Origin of the sequence: Wolbachia endosymbiont (group A) of Campoletis raptor (genome assembly GCF_964026755.1) — a bacterium.
GTDB lineage: Bacteria > Pseudomonadota > Alphaproteobacteria > Rickettsiales > Anaplasmataceae > Wolbachia > Wolbachia pipientis.
Genome location: NZ_OZ034695.1, coordinates 376,000 through 397,324, shown reverse-complemented (window position 1 = coordinate 397,324; position 21,325 = coordinate 376,000). Strand labels below are relative to the sequence as shown.

Below are 21,325 nucleotides of genomic sequence, written 5' to 3'. Positions count from 1 at the left end.
CCTTATTCTGCCACTCCGCTGAACGGATACAAATGTTGTAAAGCTAAAATTAGAAACTAAAAAAGCTAACATAAGTTCTGCATTGTTTGCAGCTTTATCAGCCTATTAGGCAGAATTATTAAAGAATTAGTTGAATAGGTATTATGATTCAATTTAACTCCATCCACAAGTTCTCCGCTTGTTACTCCAGTTGCAATGAACACTGATTCACCTCTTGCCATATCTTTTACGGCGTAGACTTTTTCTGGGTCATCAATATTTAAATTTTTTGCTCTTTCTCTTAACTGATCCGTATCAAGTACTAATCTTCCCTCCATCTGTCCGTCGATAGAGCTTAGCGCTGCAGCCGCAAGCACTCCCTCTGGTGCTCCTCCTATACCGATATACATATCATGATTGCCATTTATTAGTGAAACTATGGCCGCAACATCACCATCATCTATTAGTTTAATTTTTGCTCCTAATTTCCTGATTTTCTCTATTAATTCACTATGCCTTTCACGTTTAAGTACAGTTACCACGAGATCATTCACTTTGCACTTTTTTGCCTTGGCTAAATTGTCTAGATTCTTTTCAATGCTATTTTTTAGTGAGACTACACCCTCTGGAAGATTTTTTCCTGCCGCTATTTTTTCCATATAAACATCAGGTGCATGTAAAAAATTACCTTTTTTCGTTGCAGCAAGAACAGACATTGCCCCTGGTTTGTAATGAGCACAAATCGTAGTGCCCTCAAGTGGGTCAACGGCAATGTCGATTTCAGGACCATTTCCAGTGCCAACCTTCTCGCCAATATATAGCATCGGCGCTTCATCTCTCTCACCTTCACCAATTACGATAGTACCATTTATTTCCATTGAATTTAATACTGTACGCATTGCATCAACTGCAACCTGATCAGCCCTTTTTTCATCACCAAAGCCTGCCAATTTATACGCAGCAAGTGCTGCAGCTTCGGTCACTTTAACTAATTTATAGGCTAAATCTTCCATCATTTGCTTTAAGAACTATATTCAATATATATCATGCTGCTTGAAACTGCAATATGTCTTGACTGGTTGTGGGAAAGTTGCTATAATAAACTAACATATAGTAGTAGGGTTAGTTATGATATATAGTAATGATGATATTAGAGAGTTGTATCTAAATATAAATGAGACTGTAAAACAGAAGCCTCAAGCAAGTCTTGAAGAATTAAGTAAAGAGCTAAATGCAAGAATTGATCTAAAGCAAAAATTTCATAATGGCTGTGTGTTGGGAGATTTACTATTAGCACTTGCAATTGAAAAAAGTAATCTAGATTTTATAAAATTTCTCTTTAAAAATGAGCTAAAAATTATTAGTATCATTTCCCAACAAGAAGAAACATGCCATATTCCCAAAACTATAAATGGTCAATCTATATTAAATTATGCTGTCCATTTTGGTAATACCGAAATTTTAGATCTACTCTTAGATGTATGGTCCCAGAGAGTGATGGTATACTATCATCATCATTTAAGGAGTCATTATGGGACAGATATTACATGGGTGCGCCAAAACAACACAGACGATTCGTAGAGCAATACAAAATAGAAAAGAGAGCATAGCAAAACTCTCCAAGCATTATAACCTTAATCCAAAAACTATTATTAAGTGGAGAAAACGTTCATTTACGAAAGATGCTGATATGGGTCCAAAGCATCCAAGATCAACTGTTTTAACGCTAGAAGAGGAAGCTATAATAGTTACATTTCGCAAGTATACACTACTGCCACTAGATGATTGCCTTTACGCTCTGCAGTCTACAATTCCGCATTTGACTCGCTCTAGCTTGCATCGTTGTTTACAAAGACACAACATTAGCAGATTACCAACTGTTGATGGAGAAGTTAAGTCAAAAAAGAAATTCAAACAATATCCTATCGGTTACTTTCATATTGATATTGCTGAAGTTAGAACTGAGGAGGGCAAATTACATTTGTTTGTTGCTATTGATAGGACATCCAAATTTACCTATGTTGAGTTGTGTAACAGTGCTACAAAACCCATAGCTGCTGAGTTCTTACGTAATTTGATTAGAATTTTACCGTATAAAATCCATACTATTTTGACAGATAACGGTATACAATTTACAAACCAGAAGCGTCATAAGTATGCTTTCCAACATATATTTGATAGAGTTTGCGAAGAGAATGTTATTGAACATCGTTTGACAAAAGTTAGCCATCCTTGGACGAATGGGCAAGTCGAGCGTATGAATAAAACTTTAAAGGATGCTACAGTTAAGAAGTATTACTATCAATCGCACCAGCAACTTAAAGAACACCTTTATAACTTTGTTATGGCTTATAATTATGCAAAGAGACTCAAAACTCTTAAGGGTCTTACTCCTTATGAATTTATATGTTATCAGTGGACACAGTCTCCAGAATTATTTATACTAAATCCACACCATCACACTCTGGGACCATACATCTTACAAAATGTTAACGCAGAACAATCAAAGCTAATACCTAAAAGCAAGCTGTACAAGTTGTGTCAACAATTAAAGAGTAATGCGTTAGATAAGGCTATAGACAAAAACAATGAAAAACTTGTTACGTTACTCGTGTCAGCGATAGAGGAGAAACAAGAAAAGCAAAAAAATATCTAATGAGGAAATTAAAGTAGGATCTGGCAGTAATAGTAATGCCACTAGTAAATCTATAGCAACATCAACAAAAAAAAACAAATCCAACTACTGTACCAAATAGTGGTAACGGTAGGGTATCCGTTCAGGAGAGTGGTTTAAGAAACAATAGATAGGAGATTTTGGAAAGGATTGAGACCCCTTTGTTTCCAAGTTAAGTATAATGAAATTATCCGCTCAAGGAATGTATTTCCCCGCTTTGATTGTGTAAAATATGAGTTTTTGCGATAAACGACATAATGCCGAATTTGCCGTTCAGCGTGGTTATTTGTCAGCGGAATATTTTCTGGGTCATCTAAAAATTTCCACATCATTCTTTCAGATCTCAGAACATTTTTTGCAACTCGAGAGGCTCCAATTGCTTCAGGTAAACGAGATATCTCCTTCAAGTAATACTTTGTACGTTTTCTTAATTTTCTGGCACGTCTGACAAACCTCAAAACATCTATCTCACTTTTTAGTAAAGCTTTTTTTAGTGCAAATAATTCAGTGGCCACGTTTCTCAAGTAACAACCCAGAACTTTAACTTCAATATTCCAACTATGTGCTAATCTTTCAAAATCTCTTGATAAATGTGCCCAACAGATTTGCCTGTTTTTATCGGCAAAATAATTGTATGCTGCATACCTGTCAGTTATTACCAAGCTATTGCGATTGCAGAATTTACTATTTTGTAAAACTTTCATTCCTCTTGACTCTGTAAATTTTACAAAACTTGCCGTATTGCTTGCAAACATCCAACACCAAGCGAGTTTACCTTTGTTATAATGGCTCGTTTCATCAATATGTAGAACTTTACTCCTACTTATCTCTTGTTCGATCTGCTCATACATTTTTTTGCATTTTGAAGCAACTCTATGTTCACTATTTGATATGCTACCGACGCTTATGTTCAAATTGAAGATATCATTTACGACACTCGCTATTTCGCGTTTTGAATTTTTGTAGAATCCGCTGAACGCTGCAATTATTGACTTAACCCTTGGACCAAATGTATCTGGCGTAACACCTTCCGGTAACTTGCTACTTCTTCTCTTTCCGCATCTCCGACAACGGCCATGTTCTAACTGATATTCCACTACATAAGGCTTGATTTCTGGAAGATCAACTTTCTGATGAATATATGGTTTTTCACATATTGCAATTTCTCCTCCGCATTCGCAAGTATTAGGCAACTCTATCTTTACTACTTTATCTGCATCCATGTTGGCGCGAAAACTTCCTTTATGACCAACCTGACCGCCAATATTCCTTTCGCTTTTCGGCTTATTCTTTTTTATTTTATACAACTCTTTGGAACTTGGTATTGATGAATTTTTTGAGCTTAAACCGAGTCTTTCTCTTAACTCAGCATTTTCTATCTTTAAAGCCTTATTTTCTGCTTTTAAACTTTCATTCTCTTTTTCCAATCTTTCTATTTTTGCTTCTAACCTTTCTATTTTTTGCTGTAAATTTTTGCAAAGTTCTAAAAGGTTTACCATATTACTTCACTTTTGCTCTATGATTATCTTCTTAGATCACCTTGTCTACCTTATTCTGCCACTCCGCTGAACGGATACACGGTAGGAGTGTTATTAATAAACCAGTATCTCCTGTAGTATCAACAAACGCCGGCACATCCGCTATGTCAAGCGGTAATGATAAGTCTAGTAATATAAGAACTCACGGCGATGGTCTATCAAATCATACTATTACACCAAATAGTGGTAACGGTCAGCATCATAATAACAAAAATGAAACGCCTGTAGTAACAGTGCCTTCTATATTAACAAAGAAGACAAATACCAATCAAACTGTTACACCAAATAGTGGTAACGGTCAGCATCATAATAACGAAAATAAAACGCCTGTAGTAACAGGGATTGACCAAACTGCCACACCAAATAATGATAATAAAGCTAACGGCTTTGTAGATGCTCAATTTTCTATGCCAAATGAACAAGAAACTAAATATAAAGAGAGCAAAAAGGATTTTTACACCTCGTTGACAAAAGATGTTGTTGGAGTTGTTATTACAGGATTATTCATTACTGCTGCTGTGATGGTTCCATTTGTAGCTGGTGCAGTAGTTTGCAGTGTCATAGCTGCTTTGATTGCAATATATACCGGGTTGCATGTAAAAAATTCTACATTACCAAGTTATAGGGAGATGAGAGAGAATGAAGTTGAACATGTAACAGGATGTCATCCCAGTGCCCAGACACTGGGATCCAAAAGGCCATAATAAAAACTAGATTCCAGCGTCACGCGCTGGAATGACACCCTCTGGTGGGCTCAAACCATATGAGTAGCCAACACTGCCACTATACTTACCTAGCAAATTTAGATCTAACACTAAACTGTGCTGCCACTAACTTTGCAACCGGTACTCTATAGGGTGAGCATGAAACGTAATCCACCCCTGATTCGATGAGAAACTCTATGGATTTTGGATCTGCTCCATGCTCTCCACATATACCCAGTTTTATTTCTTTTCGGGTTTTTTTGCCTCTTTCAATGGCTATCTTGATTAACTCCCCTACCCCTTCGATGTCCAGCACTTCAAATGGGTCGTTTCCGAATATGTTGCTTTCCTTATAAGAATCGAGGAAATTAACTGAATCATCTCTTGAAAGTCCCATGGTTGTTTGCGTTAAATCATTAGTGCCAAAACTAAAAAACTCTGCATGTTTTGCTAACTTATCAGCAATCAGTGCCGCTCGTGGCAGTTCTATCATCGTTCCAATTGAATAAGCCTTGTCTGATGTCATTCCAGCGCGTGACGCTGGAATCGGCTTCTTGATCCTAGCTGAGATGACAGAAAATTCTTTCTTCACTAGCTCGCATATCAGAACAAACTCTTTCTCACTCATGATAAAAGGAATCATGATTTCAGGCTTAACTTCTACCTTTTTCTCTTCCTTCAGCTCATTTGCAGCACTAAGTATTGCCCTGATTTGCATGCTATATATTTCAGGATGAGAAATGGCAAGTCTACAACCTCGATGGCCAAGCATTGGGTTCTTTTCTGATAACTGTGCTATTTTATTTTTTACTGATTCAACTGACTTACTAAGCGATTTGGCGATTTTTTCTATAGTAGACTGATTATTGGGTAAAAATTCATGCAAAGGTGGATCAAGCAAACGTATAGTGACTTCCCTACCCTCCATAATAGAAAATATTTCTTTGAAATCAGACTTTTGCATTTCTTCCAGTTTAATGAGCGCATTTGCCCTTTCATTTTCATCGTCAGCTATTATCAACTTTTGAATGAATTCGATTCTATCACTAGCGAAAAACATATGTTCTGTGCGACATAAGCCTATACCTTCTGCACCGAATTCTTTTGCAATTTTTGCATCTTTTGGAGTATCAGCGTTCGCTCTCACTTTGATCGTTTTGATTTCATCTATCCAGTTGATTATCGTTTTGAATTCTTGCGATAATTCAGGTGAAATTGTAGGAAGAATGCCAAGCATAACCTCCCCTGTTCCTCCGTTGATGGTAATTGGTTCACCTTTATTTACTTTTGTATCCCCTACAGAAAAGAAAGTTCCATCTTTATCGATATAAAGTCCACTCACACTGCAAATGCATGGCTTACCCATTCCACGGGTTACAACAGCAGCATGCGAGGTCATCCCTCCCCGTGCTGTTACTATGCCACTTGCAGCATTCATTCCATTAATATCTTCAGGACTCGTTTCTGACCTTACTAAAATCACTTTTTTACCCTGCTCTGCAGCTTTTTCAGCATCACTTGCACTAAACACTACATATCCAGAAGCAACCCCTGGAGAAGCCGGCAGTCCCTTCCCTATTACTTTCTGGTCACCCTTAACGTCAAGAACTGGATGCAATAAATTGTCAAAGGTTTTTGGATCAATTCTCAATATTCCTTCTTCTTTTGTAATCGTTCCTTCGTTTACCATATCAACTATTATGCGAATAGCAGCTTCAGCCGTGCGCTTGCCAGACCTAGTTTGCAAAATCCATAACTTACCGTCCTGTACAGTAAATTCGATATCCTGCATGTCTTTATAATGCCTTTCAAGTTTTTCACATACCACGCATAATTCTCGGTAGACACTTGGCAGCAACTTCTCCATGGTGTTTTTTTGCTCTCCGTCAATTGGCATAGGAGTATAAACACCAGAAACCACATCCTCACCCTGAGCATTAACCAAAAACTCACCAAAAAGCTTTTTTTCTCCAGTTGAAGGATTTCGTGTAAATATCACACCAGTTGCAGAATTATCATTTAAATTACCAAAAACCATTGCTTGCACGTTGACCGCTGTTCCAAGGTTTTCAGGAATATTATGTATTCTTCTATAGGAAACAGCCCTATCATTTTTCCAAGAAGCAAATACTGCATTCACTGAGCTGAGCAATTGCTCTTCAACGTTCTGCGGAAAATGTTTTCCTGTTTTTTCATGTACTATCCTTTTGAAATTGTTAACAATTTCTTTTAAAACATCAACATCAAGATCAGCTAAGCTTTTTGCTCCACTCTTTTGCTGCTTATTATCAACAACATCTTGAAATAGGTGATGATCAAGCTGTAGTACAACATTGGAGTACATCATGATGAAACGGCAGTAGCTATCGTAAGCAAAACGTTCGCCACTTTTTTTTGCAAGCCCAACAACGGTTTCATCATTTAGACCAACATTTAAAATAGTATCAAGCATGCCCGGCATTGAACTAACACTACCAGAGCGTATTGAAACTAATAAGGGGTTATTTAAATCCCCAAATTTACAACCGATGTCATTTTCGAGCATCGCCATGTAGTTTTTGATTCCACTACATATGTCATTCCAGTGCGTGACCACATTTTTTTCTGGATCCGAGTAGTCAGCTACTTGGATAACAGAAGATCTATTGTCTTGATAATAGACTTCGCAAGCAGAGGTGGAAATTGTGAAACCAGGTGGAACAGGAATGCCAACATTGCACATTTCTGCTAAATTTGCCCCCTTTCCTCCCAGCAGATTTTTCATTTCTGCATTGCCTTCGCATTTACCCTGGCTAAAGTAATGTATTAACTTTTCCCCCATCATTTTCTCCGGATTTTCACTGATAAACACATTGTACATATAGTTCCAATAAACCTGTGAGAACTTGAAACCTTAGGATAATAAATTTTACAAAATTTTGCAACAACGTTCCTTCTGGCAACATCAGTAAAGTTAACAAAAAAGATGACAAATTATTGAATTATTATCAATAAGAATATATAATATAAAGATACATTTAAAAATTTTTTTATGGCTCTTTCTAAATTTCTCGACCCCAAGAATGATGTTGCGTTCCGGCGTATTTTTGGTACTGAAAAAAATAAAGACATCCTCATTCACTTTCTCAATGATATTTTGGGGTTCACTGGCAAAGATGAAATAAAAGAAATAGAATTCCTCAGCACTATTCAAGATGCTGAAATTGCCTCTAAAAAACAAAGTATCGTTGATGTTCTTTGCAGGGATGAAAATGGGGTGCAAGTAATAGTCGAAATGCAAGTTGCCAAAACTAAAGGCTTTGAAAAACGCGCTCAATATTACGCTGCTAAAGCTTATTCAAGGCAAGCTGATAAAGGTGATCAATATCAGGATCTTAAAGAAATCATTTTTATAGCTATTGCTGATTGTATTCTCTTTCCTAATAAATCTGAGTATAAGTCAGATCATGTAATGTTAGACAAAGATAGCTATGAACATGATTTAAAAGATTTTTATTTTACATTTATCGAGTTACCAAAATTTCCTAAAACTAAAGAAGACCAATTGGAGAGTATAGTTGAAAAATGGATCTATTATTTTAAATATGCAGATGAAACTAGCGAAGAAGAATTGGAAAAGATAATAGGTAGTGATGTAATAATTAAAAAGGCATATGAAGAACTAAATAGATTCAACTGGTCAGAGAAAGAATTTATTGCCTACGAACAGGAAATAAAACGTATTCGTGATGAACGGGCTGTTCTTGAACAAAAACTTGATGATGCTAAAAAGGAAGGAAAAATTGAAATTGCAAAAACAATGCTGGCTAATAATGTTGATGTCACCACTATTGTTAAGTTTACTGGCCTCTCCATGAGTGAGATCAAAGAATTGCAGAATTAAGTGGACCCGCAAACGGTTACACGAAATAATGCTGCAGCCTGACCAGGTGATAAGTGCATTTAGCCTATTTATCTTTATACTTTCATGTCAATTTTATAAATCAAATTTATTTCTGTGAGTAGCTACAATTTAAAGACCTTGCTTCATCAATGTAATGGAACAAAACCTTTTTAGTAAGTTCAAAACCCTCTAAAGTCTCTCCTTCGCATCTTGCTGTAATGCAGTTTTGCGTATTTGATACCCTAAGAAGCCACCAACCTTTATTATCGGTTACCTTAACACCATCAAGATCTGAAAATACAATATTTTGCTTCTCCAGTGTTTTCTTTATTGATTCAATTATTTGAAATTTTTTCTCATCTTTCACTACAATCTTTACTTCATGAGTGATATATAACTTCGGTAAATCCTCAATTACCTGAGATAGGCTTTGGTTTTTCTTAAGCAAAATGTCAACTGCTTTAACAGCAGAATATAGCCCATCATCAAAACCTAGCTCAGAAAAGAAGAAGTGCCCGCTTAATTCACCAGCAAACTTTGCCTCTTCCTCTACCATCTTCTTCTTAACTAGTGAATGTCCAGTAGCGCAGGTAATAACTTGCCCTCCTAACTTACTAACAAAATCATGCACTTTCATACTCATTTTTACGTTGGCAATAACTTTGCTTTCTGGATATTCCTCCAACACTTCACGTGCAAAAATTATAAATAAATGGTCATTGGAAACAACGTTGCCTTTATTATCAATTAAGCGCACCCTATCGCTATCGCCATCTAGCGCAATGCCAAGATCACATCCATACTCCTTCACAACGTCAATTAATTGAGCGAGATTTTTTTCCTCTATGGGATCTGGATCATGCAGTGGAAATGTCCCATCTATAGAATTATTGGTTACGATGTGCGTATGACCAGGCAAGATCTTTTCAATATACCTTATGATTCCACTTGCTGGACTATTTCCACAATCCCAGGCTATTTTTAATTTCTGTGTAGTATTATTCTTCACTGCACTTTTTAATATGCGAATGTACTCACTATATATATTTATGTTAATTAAGCTTCCAATTCTTGTGCTGTTTTTAATTGGACTGCTTATAATTTCCTTTATCTCTTGATCTGAGAAGACTTTTTTATTACTAAAAAATTTAAAGCCATTATATTCGCTGGGGTTATGAGAGGCAGTTACTATGATACCAAGATCCGCCTGTGTGATTTGTGTTGCAGCGCAAAGCATAGGTGAAGAGCATAGTCCAACGCGTATAACATTTGCACCGGATAAAGTTAAGCCCCTAATTAATTCTCTTTCTATACCTGGTGAATCTATTCTGCTGTCGTAGCCGACACAAACACTAGCTACGGTTTGGCCAAACTTTCTACCTATCTCGTACCCATCATTAATCTGTAAGTCTTTGCCTATTATACCTCTAATATCGTATTTTCTTATAATGGTATTGTCCATACTGTACTTCTTGAAGTGACTACTATATAACATTTTGGCCAAATGCTCAAGTTTATTTATCCAACAATTAGTTGACTTTTTAAAGAAATCTGTTAATATTATAGTATATTTTTTAAAATGTAAAATTATGCCACAGGAAAACGAAAATGTATTTATAGCTGAAAGTCAAAGTTTAGATGTAGATGAACAGCAGAAAAAGGATATTTTAGATGTGATTGAATCTTGTAGCAGCTTTCAAGAGACTATAAAACAATTGGAGGAAAAAAATTTAATCTGGTATTTTATTGGCCCTTTACGCAAAGATGAGAACATTACAGGACAGATAAATTTAAAGTGGGAAAAGGAGTTCCAAAAATTTGAGCAATCAATAAATGAAACACATAGAGAATTTGAAGCATCTTTACCAAATCAAAATTTCTTAGTGTATCCAACAAAGGATAATGACTTCAAAATTAGATTTGAAAATGAAGAAAAACCAATAGAAATTAGCAATATTTTAAGGACCAGCAGTGAAGGTAAGGTTTATAATATATCTTTAGGGAAAGATAGTCAAATAACCGCAAGCAAGAAAAATGGCAATGAGAGGCACTATGATTTTACTGGTTCAAGCTCATGTGAAATGACCATTAATTGGCAGGCTAAGGATTCTGAAGGTAACAGCATAGACTGTAGCATGACCGTAAAATTGGATTCTGGTGGTATACAGAGTGTTATTGGTGAGCCAAAATTTGGAGGAATAACGAGTTCAGAAGAAGTATTAAAGTTAGTTGGACAAAATAAAGAAGTTTTTATCAACAGAAAAACTCTGTATCAAGCTTTTACTGATATAGGTCAAGATATGGACAGTCTCGAGCCCACACAAGATCTATCATCGCAATTGCCTACACCAAGCAGCAGTGGGTATTCCTCTCCTAGCACACCTTCTTCACGTAGAAGTTCTATATCCACCAGCAGTGAATTTAGTGATGAAGATGAAATATTTGAGGATGATATGTCTGGTGATGAAGAAGAGTATGAGCAAGAAGGATTAAAAGATAAAGTAGATGAAATTATAAACGAAATTGAGGAATTAAAGGAAGGAAAAGAAACATTTGCTCAACATTTTGCAGCGCAGGCAAAGCAGCTTGAGGATCTAAGATTAGAACGTGACTCCTTGAGAGATAAAGTTAATGAACAACAGCGAGCGATATTTGAAAGAGATCAAAGAATAAAGGAGCAAGATGCTTCTATTAAGTCACTTATAGAGAAACTCGAAAAATTAGAAGAACTTAATCAAAAGATAGAAAAAGAAGGTGATACACAAATAAGCGAATTAAGTGAAGAAAAGCAAACTGGGGAAGAAGAAGCTGAAAGACTTAAAGCTGAATTAAAAAGGATGACGCAAGAATTAGCTTGGAAGAATCAAAATATTGAGCAGTTAACACAAAAGATAGAGAAAGAACTGCAGGATAAAAATGATGTAATAGAAAGCTTAAATGATAAGTTGAAAGATAAGGAAGGTGAAACAAATGAGGCAAATAAAGAATTACAGAGAAAATTGAAGCAAAGTGAAGCTAATTTAACTGTACTAAAGGAAAAGAATGCAAATTTGGAGAATGACCTGAAGAAAATAGTGGAAGGTTTAAACGATGATCATAAAAAGCAGTTGGCAGAACAGTTAATGGAAACAAAAAAGGAAAACAATACATTGGCTGAAACGGCGAGCCAATTGTCTAAAGAATTAAATGAATTACAGAGAGAAAAGGAAGATTTAGAGAGGGAAATTCGACAACTTGAACCTGGAAGATCACTTGCAGATGAGCTAAGCGAAGAAAATACGAAGGGGGAAATAGAAAAGCTTCAACGTCAGCTTAAGGAAAAGGAAGGGATGTTAACGTGTACACAGGAAGAGCTAGCATCTGTCAAAGAGAGTCTAGAGCAACTGCAGAACATATTACAGCAGGAAAAAGGTCAGGCAACTCAAACTGAAGTTGAATATGAAAGTAGAGGAACAAGCATGCAGCAGCAAGACCAAGGTATACAAGCTGTAAACAACAACTCAAGCAGAATAGCTAGTGGGTTAAGACAAGAAAACAAAAAATTGACTAGAGACAAACTAAGATGTATGGTCCCAGAGTGTGATGGTGTGGATTTAGTATAAATAATTCTGGAGACTGTGTCCACTGATAACATATAAATTCATAAGGAGTAAGACCCTTAAGAGTTTTGAGTCTCTTTGCATAATTATAAGCCATAACAAAGTTATAAAGGTGTTCTTTAAGTTGCTGGTGCGATTGATAGTAATACTTCTTAACTGTAGCATCCTTTAAAGTTTTATTCATACGCTCGACTTGCCCATTCGTCCAAGGATGGCTAACTTTTGTCAAACGATGTTCAATAACATTCTCTTCGCAAACTCTATCAAATATATGTTGGAAAGCATACTTATGACGCTTCTGGTTTGTAAATTGTATACCGTTATCTGTCAAAATAGTATGGATTTTATACGGTAAAATTCTAATCAAATTACGTAAGAACTCAGCAGCTATGGGTTTTGTAGCACTGTTACACAACTCAACATAGGTAAATTTGGATGTCCTATCAATAGCAACAAACAAATGTAATTTGCCCTCCTCAGTTCTAACTTCAGCAATATCAATATGAAAGTAACCGATAGGATATTGTTTGAATTTCTTTTTTGACTTAACTTCTCCATCAACAGTTGGTAATCTGCTAATGTTGTGTCTTTGTAAACAACGATGCAAGCTAGAGCGAGTCAAATGCGGAATTGTAGACTGCAGAGCGTAAAGGCAATCATCTAGTGGCAGTAGTGTATACTTGCGAAATGTAACTATTATAGCTTCCTCTTCTAGCGTTAAAACAGTTGATCTTGGATGCTTTGGACCCATATCAGCATCTTTCGTAAATGAACGTTTTCTCCACTTAATAATAGTTTTTGGATTAAGGTTATAATGCTTGGAGAGTTTTGCTATGCTCTCTTTTCTATTTTGTATTGCTCTACGAATCGTCTGTGTTGTTTTGGCGCACCCATGTAATATCTGTCCCATAATGACTCCTTAAATGATGATGATAGTATACCATCACTCTCTGGGACCATACATCTAAGAGGTTGTCCACAAACCAAGGAATACGTAGTATATAAAGAAAGAATATTGAGGTAAGAGATGAGGAAAAAATATCCAACAGATCTAAGCGAAAGGGAATGGGCAAGAATAGAAAAACACTTCAGAGTATCGTACAAGAAAGGAGGAAGGCCACCAAAATACAGTAAGTGTGAGATAGTAAATGCAATTCTTTATATACTGCGCACAGGATGTCAATGGCGCTATTTACCACACGATTTTCCGCCGTGGAAGGCTGTGCATGAACAGTTTAGAAGATGGAAAAAGCAGGGAATTTTTGAGAAAATGAACTATGATATCACTAAATATAGTAGGTCAAAAATGGGAAGCCGAGCGCATGCATAGTGGACAGTCAATCGGTAAAAACCACGGAAAAAGGGGGGGCAAAGGTTATGATGGTGCGAAAAAGGTAAAGGGGAGAAAAAGACATATAATCACAGATACTCAAGGATTTGTGCTTGGTTGCTATGTAGGAGCTGCAAGCGAAAATGACAGAGATGGGGTGAAGATGGCATTGGACAATATGAAGGAAAAATACAGCAATATTAAGAAAATGTGGGCTGATATGGGATACCAAGGAAAAGATTTAAAGGATTACGTAAAGAGAGAATATGGGATAGATATTGAAATTGTCAAAAGGCCTCCATGTAGGTTTTGGGTGCATAAAGATACACCACTAGAACTATTGCCACAACGGGATGGCTTTGTTGCATCGCTACTTATGAAAGGCTAACTATAATTAGGATTATAAGCAACCTATTGAAAATCTTGTTTTTTTGCAATCAATCTGATCAAATTTAAGAATAGTAATTTGTTATTTATATTAATAAATTTAATTCTATTGAAAATAGCTAAAGCATTGAAATTCTTGAATTTTAGCCAGATTAGTGAGTGGTAGTGAAATTTCTTTTACTCAAATTTAGGTATTCACTGACCGTTCTTGTTATAAATACCAGAATAATAAGCTACTGATATTCGCTATCTTTTTTATCTTTAATCCATCATAGCTAGCGATGCAACAAAGCCCAACGGGATCCTGGATTTTCAGTACAGCCGAGAAGGTGGGTGGTAGAGAGGACTTTTGCTTGGATCAATAGAAATAGAAGGCTATCAAAGGAGTACGATTTACTTACAACATCTACTGAAAGTTTCATATATCTGGCTATGAGTAAAGTTATGTTAAGTAGGGAATATGCTTGATTTACTGGTTTGTGGACAACCTCTAAATCGTGAAAAAGAACTGCTCATTAAGTGCTATTTGCTTAATAAATTTACTGACATTGGTATGGCTAAATTCGAAATGGCTACATGAATTTATCGTAAATTATTACCGTATAAGGTACGATGCGACAAAGCTATCCCAGTGTCAGCTACTCGGATGACACTGTCATAAAGGAACCAGTGTTAGCTACTTGGATGACAACCATTGTGCTTGAGGCAAAATTGACTATCACTTCTTTTTATAGAGCTTGCTCCAAACTTTGTTGTTAGTTAATACAAAAAACACTGTTAAAATTATAAAATACGCCACTACTTTTAATCCAAGTTTATGCCGGCGCTCTAATTCTGGCTCTGCTGCCCATTGTAAAAAATTTATCACATCATACGCCATATTTTCAACTGTGGCTTGCCTTGCACCATCATATTCCACCATTTCTTCAGAAAGTGGTGGCGCCATAGCTAATCTGCCTGTTGGAAAATACGAATTAAAATATAAATCATTTTCATCGTGTTCGCCGTTTTGATAGCCTGTTAACAATGAATAGACATAATTTGCACCATCATGCCTTGCTTTAATAATTAATGATAAGTCTGGTGGGACTGCACCATTGTTGCTTGCTGCAGCTGCTTCTTTTGTATCAAAAGGTGCAATAAAATAATCCGAAGGTATTCCAGGTCTATCGAACATTTCACCCAAATCATTTGGGCCATCTTTAACTTGATAAGAAGCTGCAATCTGTTTTACATCTTCTTCAGAAAAACCAACATCTTGCAAATTACGAAATGCTACCCTATTCATTGAATGACAAGCAGCACAGACTTCTTTATACACTTTATAGCCACGCTGAATTGACTCTCTATCGAAAGATCCGACAATTCCATCAAATTTCCAGTCTATTTTCTTATTTGGTGATGATTTAAATTCTTCTGCAGATATAAGACTAGATAGAAATAACATGCAGAAGATTGCAAATACATTAGATCCCATGCATAACCACTGTTTTAGTAAATTTCGAATTGATGTCATGCAAGTAGCTGACACTGGAATCCAGCTTATTTCATCACTGACATTATGGTTATCGTGCACTCCTAGAATCTGTCGTCCATTGCATGATTTGTAAGTATTTTTATACCTGGATCCTAGTGTCAAGCACTGGGATGACAACGGAAGATAGTGGAATGACACTGTGTGTTGTATACAACGTTCATACAATTGTGTACATGATGCTGGAATCCATTTATTTTTTTTCTGGATCCCAGTGTCAAGCACTGGGATGACAAAAGAGGGCTCTGGGATGACAGGAGAGAGTTCTGGGATGACAGAGAATTTTGTAAGAGATCTGCTTTGAATTGACATCACCTCATCTCCGGCACAGAATCACTTAAGGTTTTTGGTGGTTCTTTTGGCTTTTCATACTTACTAAGCAGTGGTAAAACTATCACAAAGTATGCAAAGTAATAAAGAGTAGATAGCCTACTCATAGTGATGTAAGGCTCTTTTACCTCTTGTCCTCCAAGCCAGGCAAGAAGTACAAAATTTATTGCAAAAACCCAAAAAAATTTCTTAAACACCGGGCGATAAGCACCACTTTTAACTTTTGATTTATCAAGCCAAGGTAACAAAAACCACACTAAAATAGACGCAAACATGGTAAGCACACCAGTAAGTTTATCTGGAATTGAACGTAGCATTGCATAAAAAGGTAAAAAATACCACTCTGGCACTATGTGTACCGGAGTTACCATAGAGTCAGCTTCTATATAATTGTCTGGATGCCCAAGATAATTGGGAGCATAGAAAACAAATGCGAACAAAACTACAAAAAACAGACCAAAAGTTATGCAATCCTTGACTATATAATAAGGATAGAGAGGGATGGTATCCTTATCTGATTTTACCTCCACTCCACTTGGGTTACCAGAGCCAAACCTATGCAGAGCTATCACATGAAGCATAGCTAAAGCAATAATAACAAAAGGCAGAAGATAATGCAGAGCGAAAAAACGGTTAAGTGTTGGGTTATCCACTGAAAAACCACCCCATAACCATATAACTATTTTATTGCCAATTAAAGGTATAGCAGAAAATAAGTTGGTTATAACTGTTGCACCCCAGAAACTCATTTGTCCCCAAGGCAATACATACCCCATAAAGGCAGTTGCCATCATTGCAAAAAATATAAATATTCCAATAAACCACACCATCTCTCTCGGTCTTTTATAAGATCCGTAATATAATCCACGCATTATATGAACATAGACTACCATAAAGAAGAGCGATGCTCCAACAGCGTGAGTGTAGCGTATTAACCACCCGTAATTCACATCCCGCATTATGCGCTCTACACTATTAAACGCATAATCAACATGCGGAGTGTAGTGCATAGCAAGAAATATACCTGTTATTATTTGTAAAATTAGCGCTATACCAGCCAAAGAGCCAAAGTTCCAAGCATAATTTAAGTTTTTTGGTACTTGATAAGAAGAGGTGTGTTTTAGAAAAGAAAATATAGGCAGTCTATATTCTATCCACCCTAATATGCCTTTTTCTTCTTCTATCGTTGTTTTTTTTTTAGTATCATCTTGCATAACTTAAAGCTTTCTCTACCTTTAACTCGTTTTATTGTAGCAGCTTATCCTTTATGCACAAATAAAAACTTTAAAGCAATATTAATTACCTCTTCAGCAACCTATCACGTGCCGCGTTTAACTTTTGTGCAAAATATTCCGAGCCTCCCTTATCTGGATGAACTAACTTCATTAAATTTTGATATGCTTTATTGATTTCATTTTGACTTGCCTCAGGATTCAGCCCCAGTATCTTTAATGCTTCATCTTTGGATATGTTGTCACCAGTGTAATTTTCAGTATAACTTCTACTGCTATTAAATTCGTTCAAAAACTTACTCAATATAGAGTTCATCATGAAACTTATGTTATTTTTTTTTGTCAGGAAAAGAAAAAATACAACAACGCTAGGCAAGACAAATGTAATTACTATGAATACTAAAAAAAGAAAAAAGATGAATGACATGTATATTTTTTTATCATTTTATGATTAAATAGTAACAATTATAATTGTCATGGTAAATAACATGTTCATCCAGATTGAAGAAACACCAAACCCAAATACGCTAAAATTCCTTCCTGGATTTGCAATTCTAAACGAAGGAGAAACGGCTGATTTTTCAAATGCAGATGAAATAAAAAACTCCAAGTTAGCAGCAAATCTTTTTCAAATAGAACATGTGGTAAGAGTGTTTTTTGGTCATGATTTTATTTCAGTAACAAAATTGGGTGGAATTAATTCGGATACACTAAAAGTAGAAATTTTAACTACAATCATGGATCACTTTACTTCAGGTGGAAAAGCGCTAGATAAAGAAGGAGTGAATGATAATAATATATCAGATGAGGAATTTTTCGATGAAAATGATATAGAAATTGTAAATAGAATAAAAGAATTGATGGAAAGTTATATCAAACCTGCAGTTGCTCAAGACGGTGGTGATATCAAATTCCGTGGCTATAAAGATGGAATAGTTTATGTTGAGCTGCAAGGAGCCTGCTCTGGATGCCCAAGTGCTGCAATTACCCTCAAGCAAGGAGTGCAGAATATGCTGAGCTACCACATACCAGAGGTTGCGGGTATAGAGACCACACTATGACTAATCAAACGGTTAGAGGAACAAAAGATCTCCTGTTTGATGAATGGTACAAGTTTAAATACATTCAGCAAACAGCAAATAGAATCTCAAGTCTATACGGCTTTTTGCCCGCCCAAACTCCAATATTTGAATACACGGAGGTTTTTACAAAAACCTTAGGTGATAGCTCAGATATCATCACTAAAGAGATGTATAGCTTCAATGATAAAGGGGGAAAGAGCATAACTTTACGTCCTGAGTTCACTGCAGCGATTGTTAGGCTACTCATTGAAAAAAAACTGCAAACACCGATAAAATTATTCTCAACAGGACCTGCATTTCGCTATGAAAGGCCGCAAAAGGGAAGACAAAGGCAATTTCATCAGATAAATTTTGAGGTTTTTGGCATAGAAGATCCAAAAGCTGATATTGAATTGATATCACTCGTTCAGCACTTACTAACTGAATTTGGCATCAATAAAAATGTAAAGCTGGAAATCAACTCTTTAGGTGATGGTGAAACAATAACTAAGTATAGAGAAGCTTTGATCTTATACTTTACAAAGTATCAAAATGATCTATCAGAAGATAGCAAAAATAGGTTGATCAAAAACCCACTCAGAATACTGGATTCCAAGGATGAGAAAGATAAATCAATAATTTCTGATGCGCCTAAAATCAGCAATTATTATACGAAAGGGTCCTCAGATTTCTTTGAACAAATACTAAATGGATTAACAATTCTTGATATACCTTATACCGTAAACAATAAACTAGTTCGAGGTTTGGATTATTATTGCCACACAGTGTTTGAGTTTGTTACAGAGGATTTAGGCGCACAAGGGGCAGTTTTTGCCGGTGGAAGATACGATAATTTAGTATCTTCAGTGGGTGGAAAACACACTTCAGCAATAGGATTTGCAGGAGGTATTGAACGCATAATGGAGTTAATCAATTATTCTCCGAAAGAAGAGCGACCTATTTACCTAATTCCAATCGGTAGAGAGGCTGAAGAATATGCCCTAACACTTGCAAATGAATTGCGCAGAAATGATTTGTATGTGATCTATGAATATAGCGGAGCGCTTAAAACCCGAATGAAAAAAGCAAATCAAGCAAATGCTAAAGTTGCTTTAATTTTTGGCGATGAAGAATTGAGTAGTAAAACTTTAAAGATTAAAAACATGGATACAGGTGAAGAAAAAATAATTGCTCGCGATAACACAATAGAAAACATCTAATTAGGAGCAATGCAAATGTTTTTCTCAGTCAGCTATAGAAGAAAATTCGTCTGCACAAGAATTTTTCATAGCATTCAATGTATCATAATCTGTAAAATCTAATTTTACTGGTGTGATAGTAATAAATCCTTCTTTTATTTTATTTACACTACCACTGCCTGAGTGCTCTCGAGACCAATTTAAGCTAAAAGAGCCATTCGAATTTTCAGTAAAAATTAAATCCCCATCAATGTTATATTCACCTTGTTCAGCAAATTCTACTCCTTTTACTTTTTCTGTAGCAGGAAAATTTACACTCATCACTATGTTTTTAGGCCAACCAACCTTAACGAGCTTGGCAATAACCTTTGGTGCAAAAACCTTTGTATTGTGCCAGTCTATTTTATCATGATAAACTTGGCTCAGTGCAATAGAAGGTATAGACCTTGCAGCACCTTCCATTACAGCACCAATTGTTCCTGAATAACAAATATCGTCCCCGACATTTGATCCAATATTTACTCCGGACAATATTAAGTCTGGTTTTTTATTCATAACTTTATTTAGCGCAATAATGACACAGTCTGCAGGAGTACCAGACACACTAAATTCCCTTTCACTATGTTGTTTTATTCCAATAGATTGTTTCACTGGATAATCAAGAGATCTTGCAGCTCCGCTTCTATCAGTATCTGGTGCCACTATCCATATTTCTGACGCAAAATTCCGTGCAACCTCTTTGAGTAATTTTATTCCTTCACTTCCAAAGCCATCATCGTTTGTTATCAATATTATCATATACAATACTCAGCTATACAGCTCCAAATTATGTAAATCACTGGCTGTAAATAAACTCATGAGGCTTTAAGTTTCTTTGCATAACTACGAACTGTAACAAAGAACCTGCTGTAAATCAATAGATTTCTTGCACAGGCCATAACTGTCATTACAATAGAAACGAAAAAACCTACTTGACAAACTCCGCCAGCCCCCTTATCATGAAACTGAAGCTATTTATTTATCTTCGCAATCTGTGCAGGTTAATGACAAAAAACTTAGGGTATTTGGCGTCTCATGTTTAATTTTTCGCACTACGTGCATCGCATGTCTTTAAAAATTTTTAGGTTTTTACCTATATAAGCCGAAACGAGCTTACAAAGCGTTTAAGACAGCAAAAAACGTCAAATTGACAAGGGAGAATTTGAATGCTAGCTACTACGGGGTTTCTTTGCCTTTTTTCCTGCTTAGTAAATTTCTTAAACACTTGCGGTGTAGGTTAGTTGCAAGTTAAAAGCAGCTAAATCGCTCTTAATCAAGCGTTTTAGAATAAAAAAAACGCCGATATTTTAGTACATAGTAAATAGCCAACCACCACGGGGCTTCTTTTGCCTTTTTTTCGTTTGGTAAATTTCTTAATATTTGTAGCTAAACGACAACCGTCATCCCGCTGCTTGTTAGCGGGATCTAGAGATACCGCGAATGAATCGCGGTATGACGTAGGACTGCTGTCATTCCAGTCTGGAATCCAAAAAAAAGGATGATGTCATCCCAGTGCCCTGACTACTTGGATCCAGTTTTCTTTACAAATTCACAAAAAGTGCTTCATTCTATAACGCAAAACCCATACTCACCAAACCCAATGCATTACTTGCAATTAAGTTTCCTGGATCCAAGTAGTCAAGCTACTCGGATGACACCCTTTTGGATGGAGACCAGTGTCAGCTACTTTCATGACACCATTCTTTTTTCTGGATCCAAGTAGTCAAGCTACTCGGATGACACCCTTTTGGATGGAGACCAGTGTCAGCTACTTTCATGACACCATTCTTTTTTCTGGATCCAAGTAGTCAAGCTACTCGGATGACACCTCTGGGC

At 36.2% G+C, this 21,325-nt stretch carries 16 protein-coding genes and 2 pseudogenes; 9 read left to right on the top strand and 9 right to left on the bottom strand.

Annotation, left to right across the window (positions count from 1 at the left end; all coding sequences use genetic code 11):
• Positions 1-65: 65 nt before the first annotated feature.
• Positions 66-992 (bottom strand): class II fructose-bisphosphatase, encoded by a 927-nt coding sequence (glpX, locus tag AAGD74_RS01990; protein ID WP_338482825.1) that lies wholly within the window; start codon positions 990-992, stop codon positions 66-68.
• A gap of 115 nt (positions 993-1,107) precedes the next feature.
• On the opposite strand from glpX, the gene AAGD74_RS01985 reads away from it, so the two are divergent.
• Positions 1,108-1,560 (top strand): ankyrin repeat domain-containing protein, encoded by a 453-nt coding sequence (locus tag AAGD74_RS01985; protein WP_341810709.1) that lies wholly within the window; start codon positions 1,108-1,110, stop codon positions 1,558-1,560.
• Positions 1,511-2,455, top strand: a pseudogene (locus AAGD74_RS01980) (IS481 family transposase); the annotation flags it as partial. The gene AAGD74_RS01985 and the pseudogene AAGD74_RS01980, both read left to right, overlap by 50 nt.
• Positions 2,456-2,769: 314 nt before the next feature.
• Here AAGD74_RS01980 and AAGD74_RS01975 read toward each other — a convergent pair.
• Positions 2,770-4,152, bottom strand: a complete 1,383-nt coding sequence (locus AAGD74_RS01975) for an IS66-like element ISWen3 family transposase (RefSeq protein ID WP_007548562.1) — start codon at positions 4,150-4,152, stop codon at positions 2,770-2,772.
• A 143-nt stretch (positions 4,153-4,295) separates the two neighbouring features.
• On the opposite strand from AAGD74_RS01975, the gene AAGD74_RS01970 reads away from it, so the two are divergent.
• Positions 4,296-4,895: a hypothetical protein gene (locus AAGD74_RS01970; RefSeq protein ID WP_338482392.1), complete on the top strand. Its 600-nt coding sequence runs from the start codon at positions 4,296-4,298 to the stop codon at positions 4,893-4,895.
• A gap of 85 nt (positions 4,896-4,980) precedes the next feature.
• On the opposite strand, the gene ppdK is transcribed toward AAGD74_RS01970, so the two are convergent.
• Positions 4,981-7,716 (bottom strand): pyruvate, phosphate dikinase, encoded by a 2,736-nt coding sequence (gene ppdK, locus AAGD74_RS01965; RefSeq protein ID WP_338482394.1) that lies wholly within the window; start codon positions 7,714-7,716, stop codon positions 4,981-4,983.
• A 210-nt stretch (positions 7,717-7,926) separates the two neighbouring features.
• On the opposite strand from ppdK, the gene AAGD74_RS01960 reads away from it, so the two are divergent.
• The gene (locus tag AAGD74_RS01960) at positions 7,927-8,778 is read left to right on the top strand and encodes an Rpn family recombination-promoting nuclease/putative transposase (protein ID WP_077188186.1); all 852 of its coding nucleotides are present in this window, start codon (positions 7,927-7,929) and stop codon (positions 8,776-8,778) included.
• 106 nt (positions 8,779-8,884) lie between these two features.
• Here AAGD74_RS01960 and AAGD74_RS01955 read toward each other — a convergent pair whose 3' ends face one another.
• Positions 8,885-10,240: a phosphomannomutase/phosphoglucomutase gene (locus AAGD74_RS01955; protein ID WP_341810708.1), complete on the bottom strand. Its 1,356-nt coding sequence runs from the start codon at positions 10,238-10,240 to the stop codon at positions 8,885-8,887.
• A gap of 34 nt (positions 10,241-10,274) precedes the next feature.
• On the opposite strand from AAGD74_RS01955, the gene AAGD74_RS01950 reads away from it, so the two are divergent.
• Positions 10,275-12,380 (top strand): hypothetical protein, encoded by a 2,106-nt coding sequence (locus AAGD74_RS01950; RefSeq protein ID WP_410529905.1) that lies wholly within the window; start codon positions 10,275-10,277, stop codon positions 12,378-12,380.
• Here AAGD74_RS01950 and AAGD74_RS01945 read toward each other — a convergent pair.
• A complete protein-coding gene (locus tag AAGD74_RS01945; RefSeq protein WP_341810706.1) occupies positions 12,325-13,287 on the bottom strand; it encodes an IS481 family transposase in 963 nt (320 codons plus the stop codon). The genes AAGD74_RS01950 and AAGD74_RS01945 overlap by 56 nt on opposite strands.
• Positions 13,288-13,404: 117 nt before the next feature.
• On the opposite strand from AAGD74_RS01945, the pseudogene AAGD74_RS01940 reads away from it, so the two are divergent.
• Together AAGD74_RS01940 and AAGD74_RS01935 are read left to right on the top strand one after the other, a co-directional pair.
• Positions 13,405-14,062, top strand: a pseudogene (locus AAGD74_RS01940) (IS5 family transposase); the annotation flags it as partial.
• A gap of 365 nt (positions 14,063-14,427) precedes the next feature.
• On the top strand, positions 14,428-14,562 hold the full coding sequence (locus tag AAGD74_RS01935; RefSeq protein WP_406829215.1) for a transposase: 135 nt from the start codon (positions 14,428-14,430) through the stop codon (positions 14,560-14,562).
• 250 nt (positions 14,563-14,812) lie between these two features.
• Here the strand turns inward: AAGD74_RS01935 and AAGD74_RS01930 are convergent, their stop codons facing one another.
• The 3 genes from AAGD74_RS01930 to AAGD74_RS01920 form a co-directional block, all read right to left on the bottom strand.
• Positions 14,813-15,571, bottom strand: a complete 759-nt coding sequence (locus tag AAGD74_RS01930) for a cytochrome c1 (RefSeq protein WP_338482827.1) — start codon at positions 15,569-15,571, stop codon at positions 14,813-14,815.
• A gap of 368 nt (positions 15,572-15,939) precedes the next feature.
• Positions 15,940-17,172, bottom strand: coding sequence for a cytochrome b/b6 (locus AAGD74_RS01925; RefSeq protein ID WP_338482423.1), 1,233 nt, complete (start codon positions 17,170-17,172; stop codon positions 15,940-15,942).
• A gap of 85 nt (positions 17,173-17,257) precedes the next feature.
• Positions 17,258-17,482: a DnaJ domain-containing protein gene (locus tag AAGD74_RS01920; protein WP_341810705.1), complete on the bottom strand. Its 225-nt coding sequence runs from the start codon at positions 17,480-17,482 to the stop codon at positions 17,258-17,260.
• Between the two features lie 196 nt (positions 17,483-17,678).
• Between AAGD74_RS01920 and AAGD74_RS01915 the strand changes: the two genes are divergently transcribed.
• Both AAGD74_RS01915 and hisS read left to right on the top strand, forming a co-directional pair.
• Complete coding sequence (locus AAGD74_RS01915) at positions 17,679-18,251, top strand: NifU family protein (protein WP_338482826.1); 573 nt, start codon at positions 17,679-17,681, stop codon at positions 18,249-18,251.
• Entirely contained in the window at positions 18,248-19,471 is a 1,224-nt protein-coding gene (hisS, locus tag AAGD74_RS01910; protein ID WP_077188193.1) for a histidine--tRNA ligase, read from the top strand. The genes AAGD74_RS01915 and hisS overlap by 4 nt, the downstream gene beginning before the upstream one ends.
• 24 nt (positions 19,472-19,495) lie before the next feature.
• Here the strand turns inward: hisS and surE are convergent, their stop codons facing one another.
• Entirely contained in the window at positions 19,496-20,248 is a 753-nt protein-coding gene (gene surE, locus AAGD74_RS01905) for a 5'/3'-nucleotidase SurE (RefSeq protein WP_077190543.1), read from the bottom strand.
• Between the last annotated feature and the right edge of the window lie 1,077 nt (positions 20,249-21,325).

Bases quoted from the DNA above. Each gene is read 5' to 3' on its own strand.
- glpX (WP_338482825.1), bottom strand. From the start codon at position 992: ATGGAAGATTTAGCCTATAAATTAGTTAAAGTGACCGAAGCTGCAGCA.
- hisS (WP_077188193.1), top strand. From the start codon at position 18,248: ATGACTAATCAAACGGTTAGAGGAACAAAAGATCTCCTGTTTGATGAA.
- AAGD74_RS01975 (WP_007548562.1), bottom strand. From the start codon at position 4,152: ATGGTAAACCTTTTAGAACTTTGCAAAAATTTACAGCAAAAAATAGAA.
- AAGD74_RS01945 (WP_341810706.1), bottom strand. From the start codon at position 13,287: ATGGGACAGATATTACATGGGTGCGCCAAAACAACACAGACGATTCGT.
- AAGD74_RS01970 (WP_338482392.1), top strand. From the start codon at position 4,296: ATGTCAAGCGGTAATGATAAGTCTAGTAATATAAGAACTCACGGCGAT.
- AAGD74_RS01985 (WP_341810709.1), top strand. From the start codon at position 1,108: ATGATATATAGTAATGATGATATTAGAGAGTTGTATCTAAATATAAAT.
- surE (WP_077190543.1), bottom strand. From the start codon at position 20,248: ATGATAATATTGATAACAAACGATGATGGCTTTGGAAGTGAAGGAATA.
- AAGD74_RS01915 (WP_338482826.1), top strand. From the start codon at position 17,679: ATGTTCATCCAGATTGAAGAAACACCAAACCCAAATACGCTAAAATTC.
- AAGD74_RS01930 (WP_338482827.1), bottom strand. From the start codon at position 15,571: ATGGGATCTAATGTATTTGCAATCTTCTGCATGTTATTTCTATCTAGT.
- AAGD74_RS01960 (WP_077188186.1), top strand. From the start codon at position 7,927: ATGGCTCTTTCTAAATTTCTCGACCCCAAGAATGATGTTGCGTTCCGG.
- AAGD74_RS01955 (WP_341810708.1), bottom strand. From the start codon at position 10,240: ATGGACAATACCATTATAAGAAAATACGATATTAGAGGTATAATAGGC.
- AAGD74_RS01925 (WP_338482423.1), bottom strand. From the start codon at position 17,172: ATGCAAGATGATACTAAAAAAAAAACAACGATAGAAGAAGAAAAAGGC.
- ppdK (WP_338482394.1), bottom strand. From the start codon at position 7,716: ATGGGGGAAAAGTTAATACATTACTTTAGCCAGGGTAAATGCGAAGGC.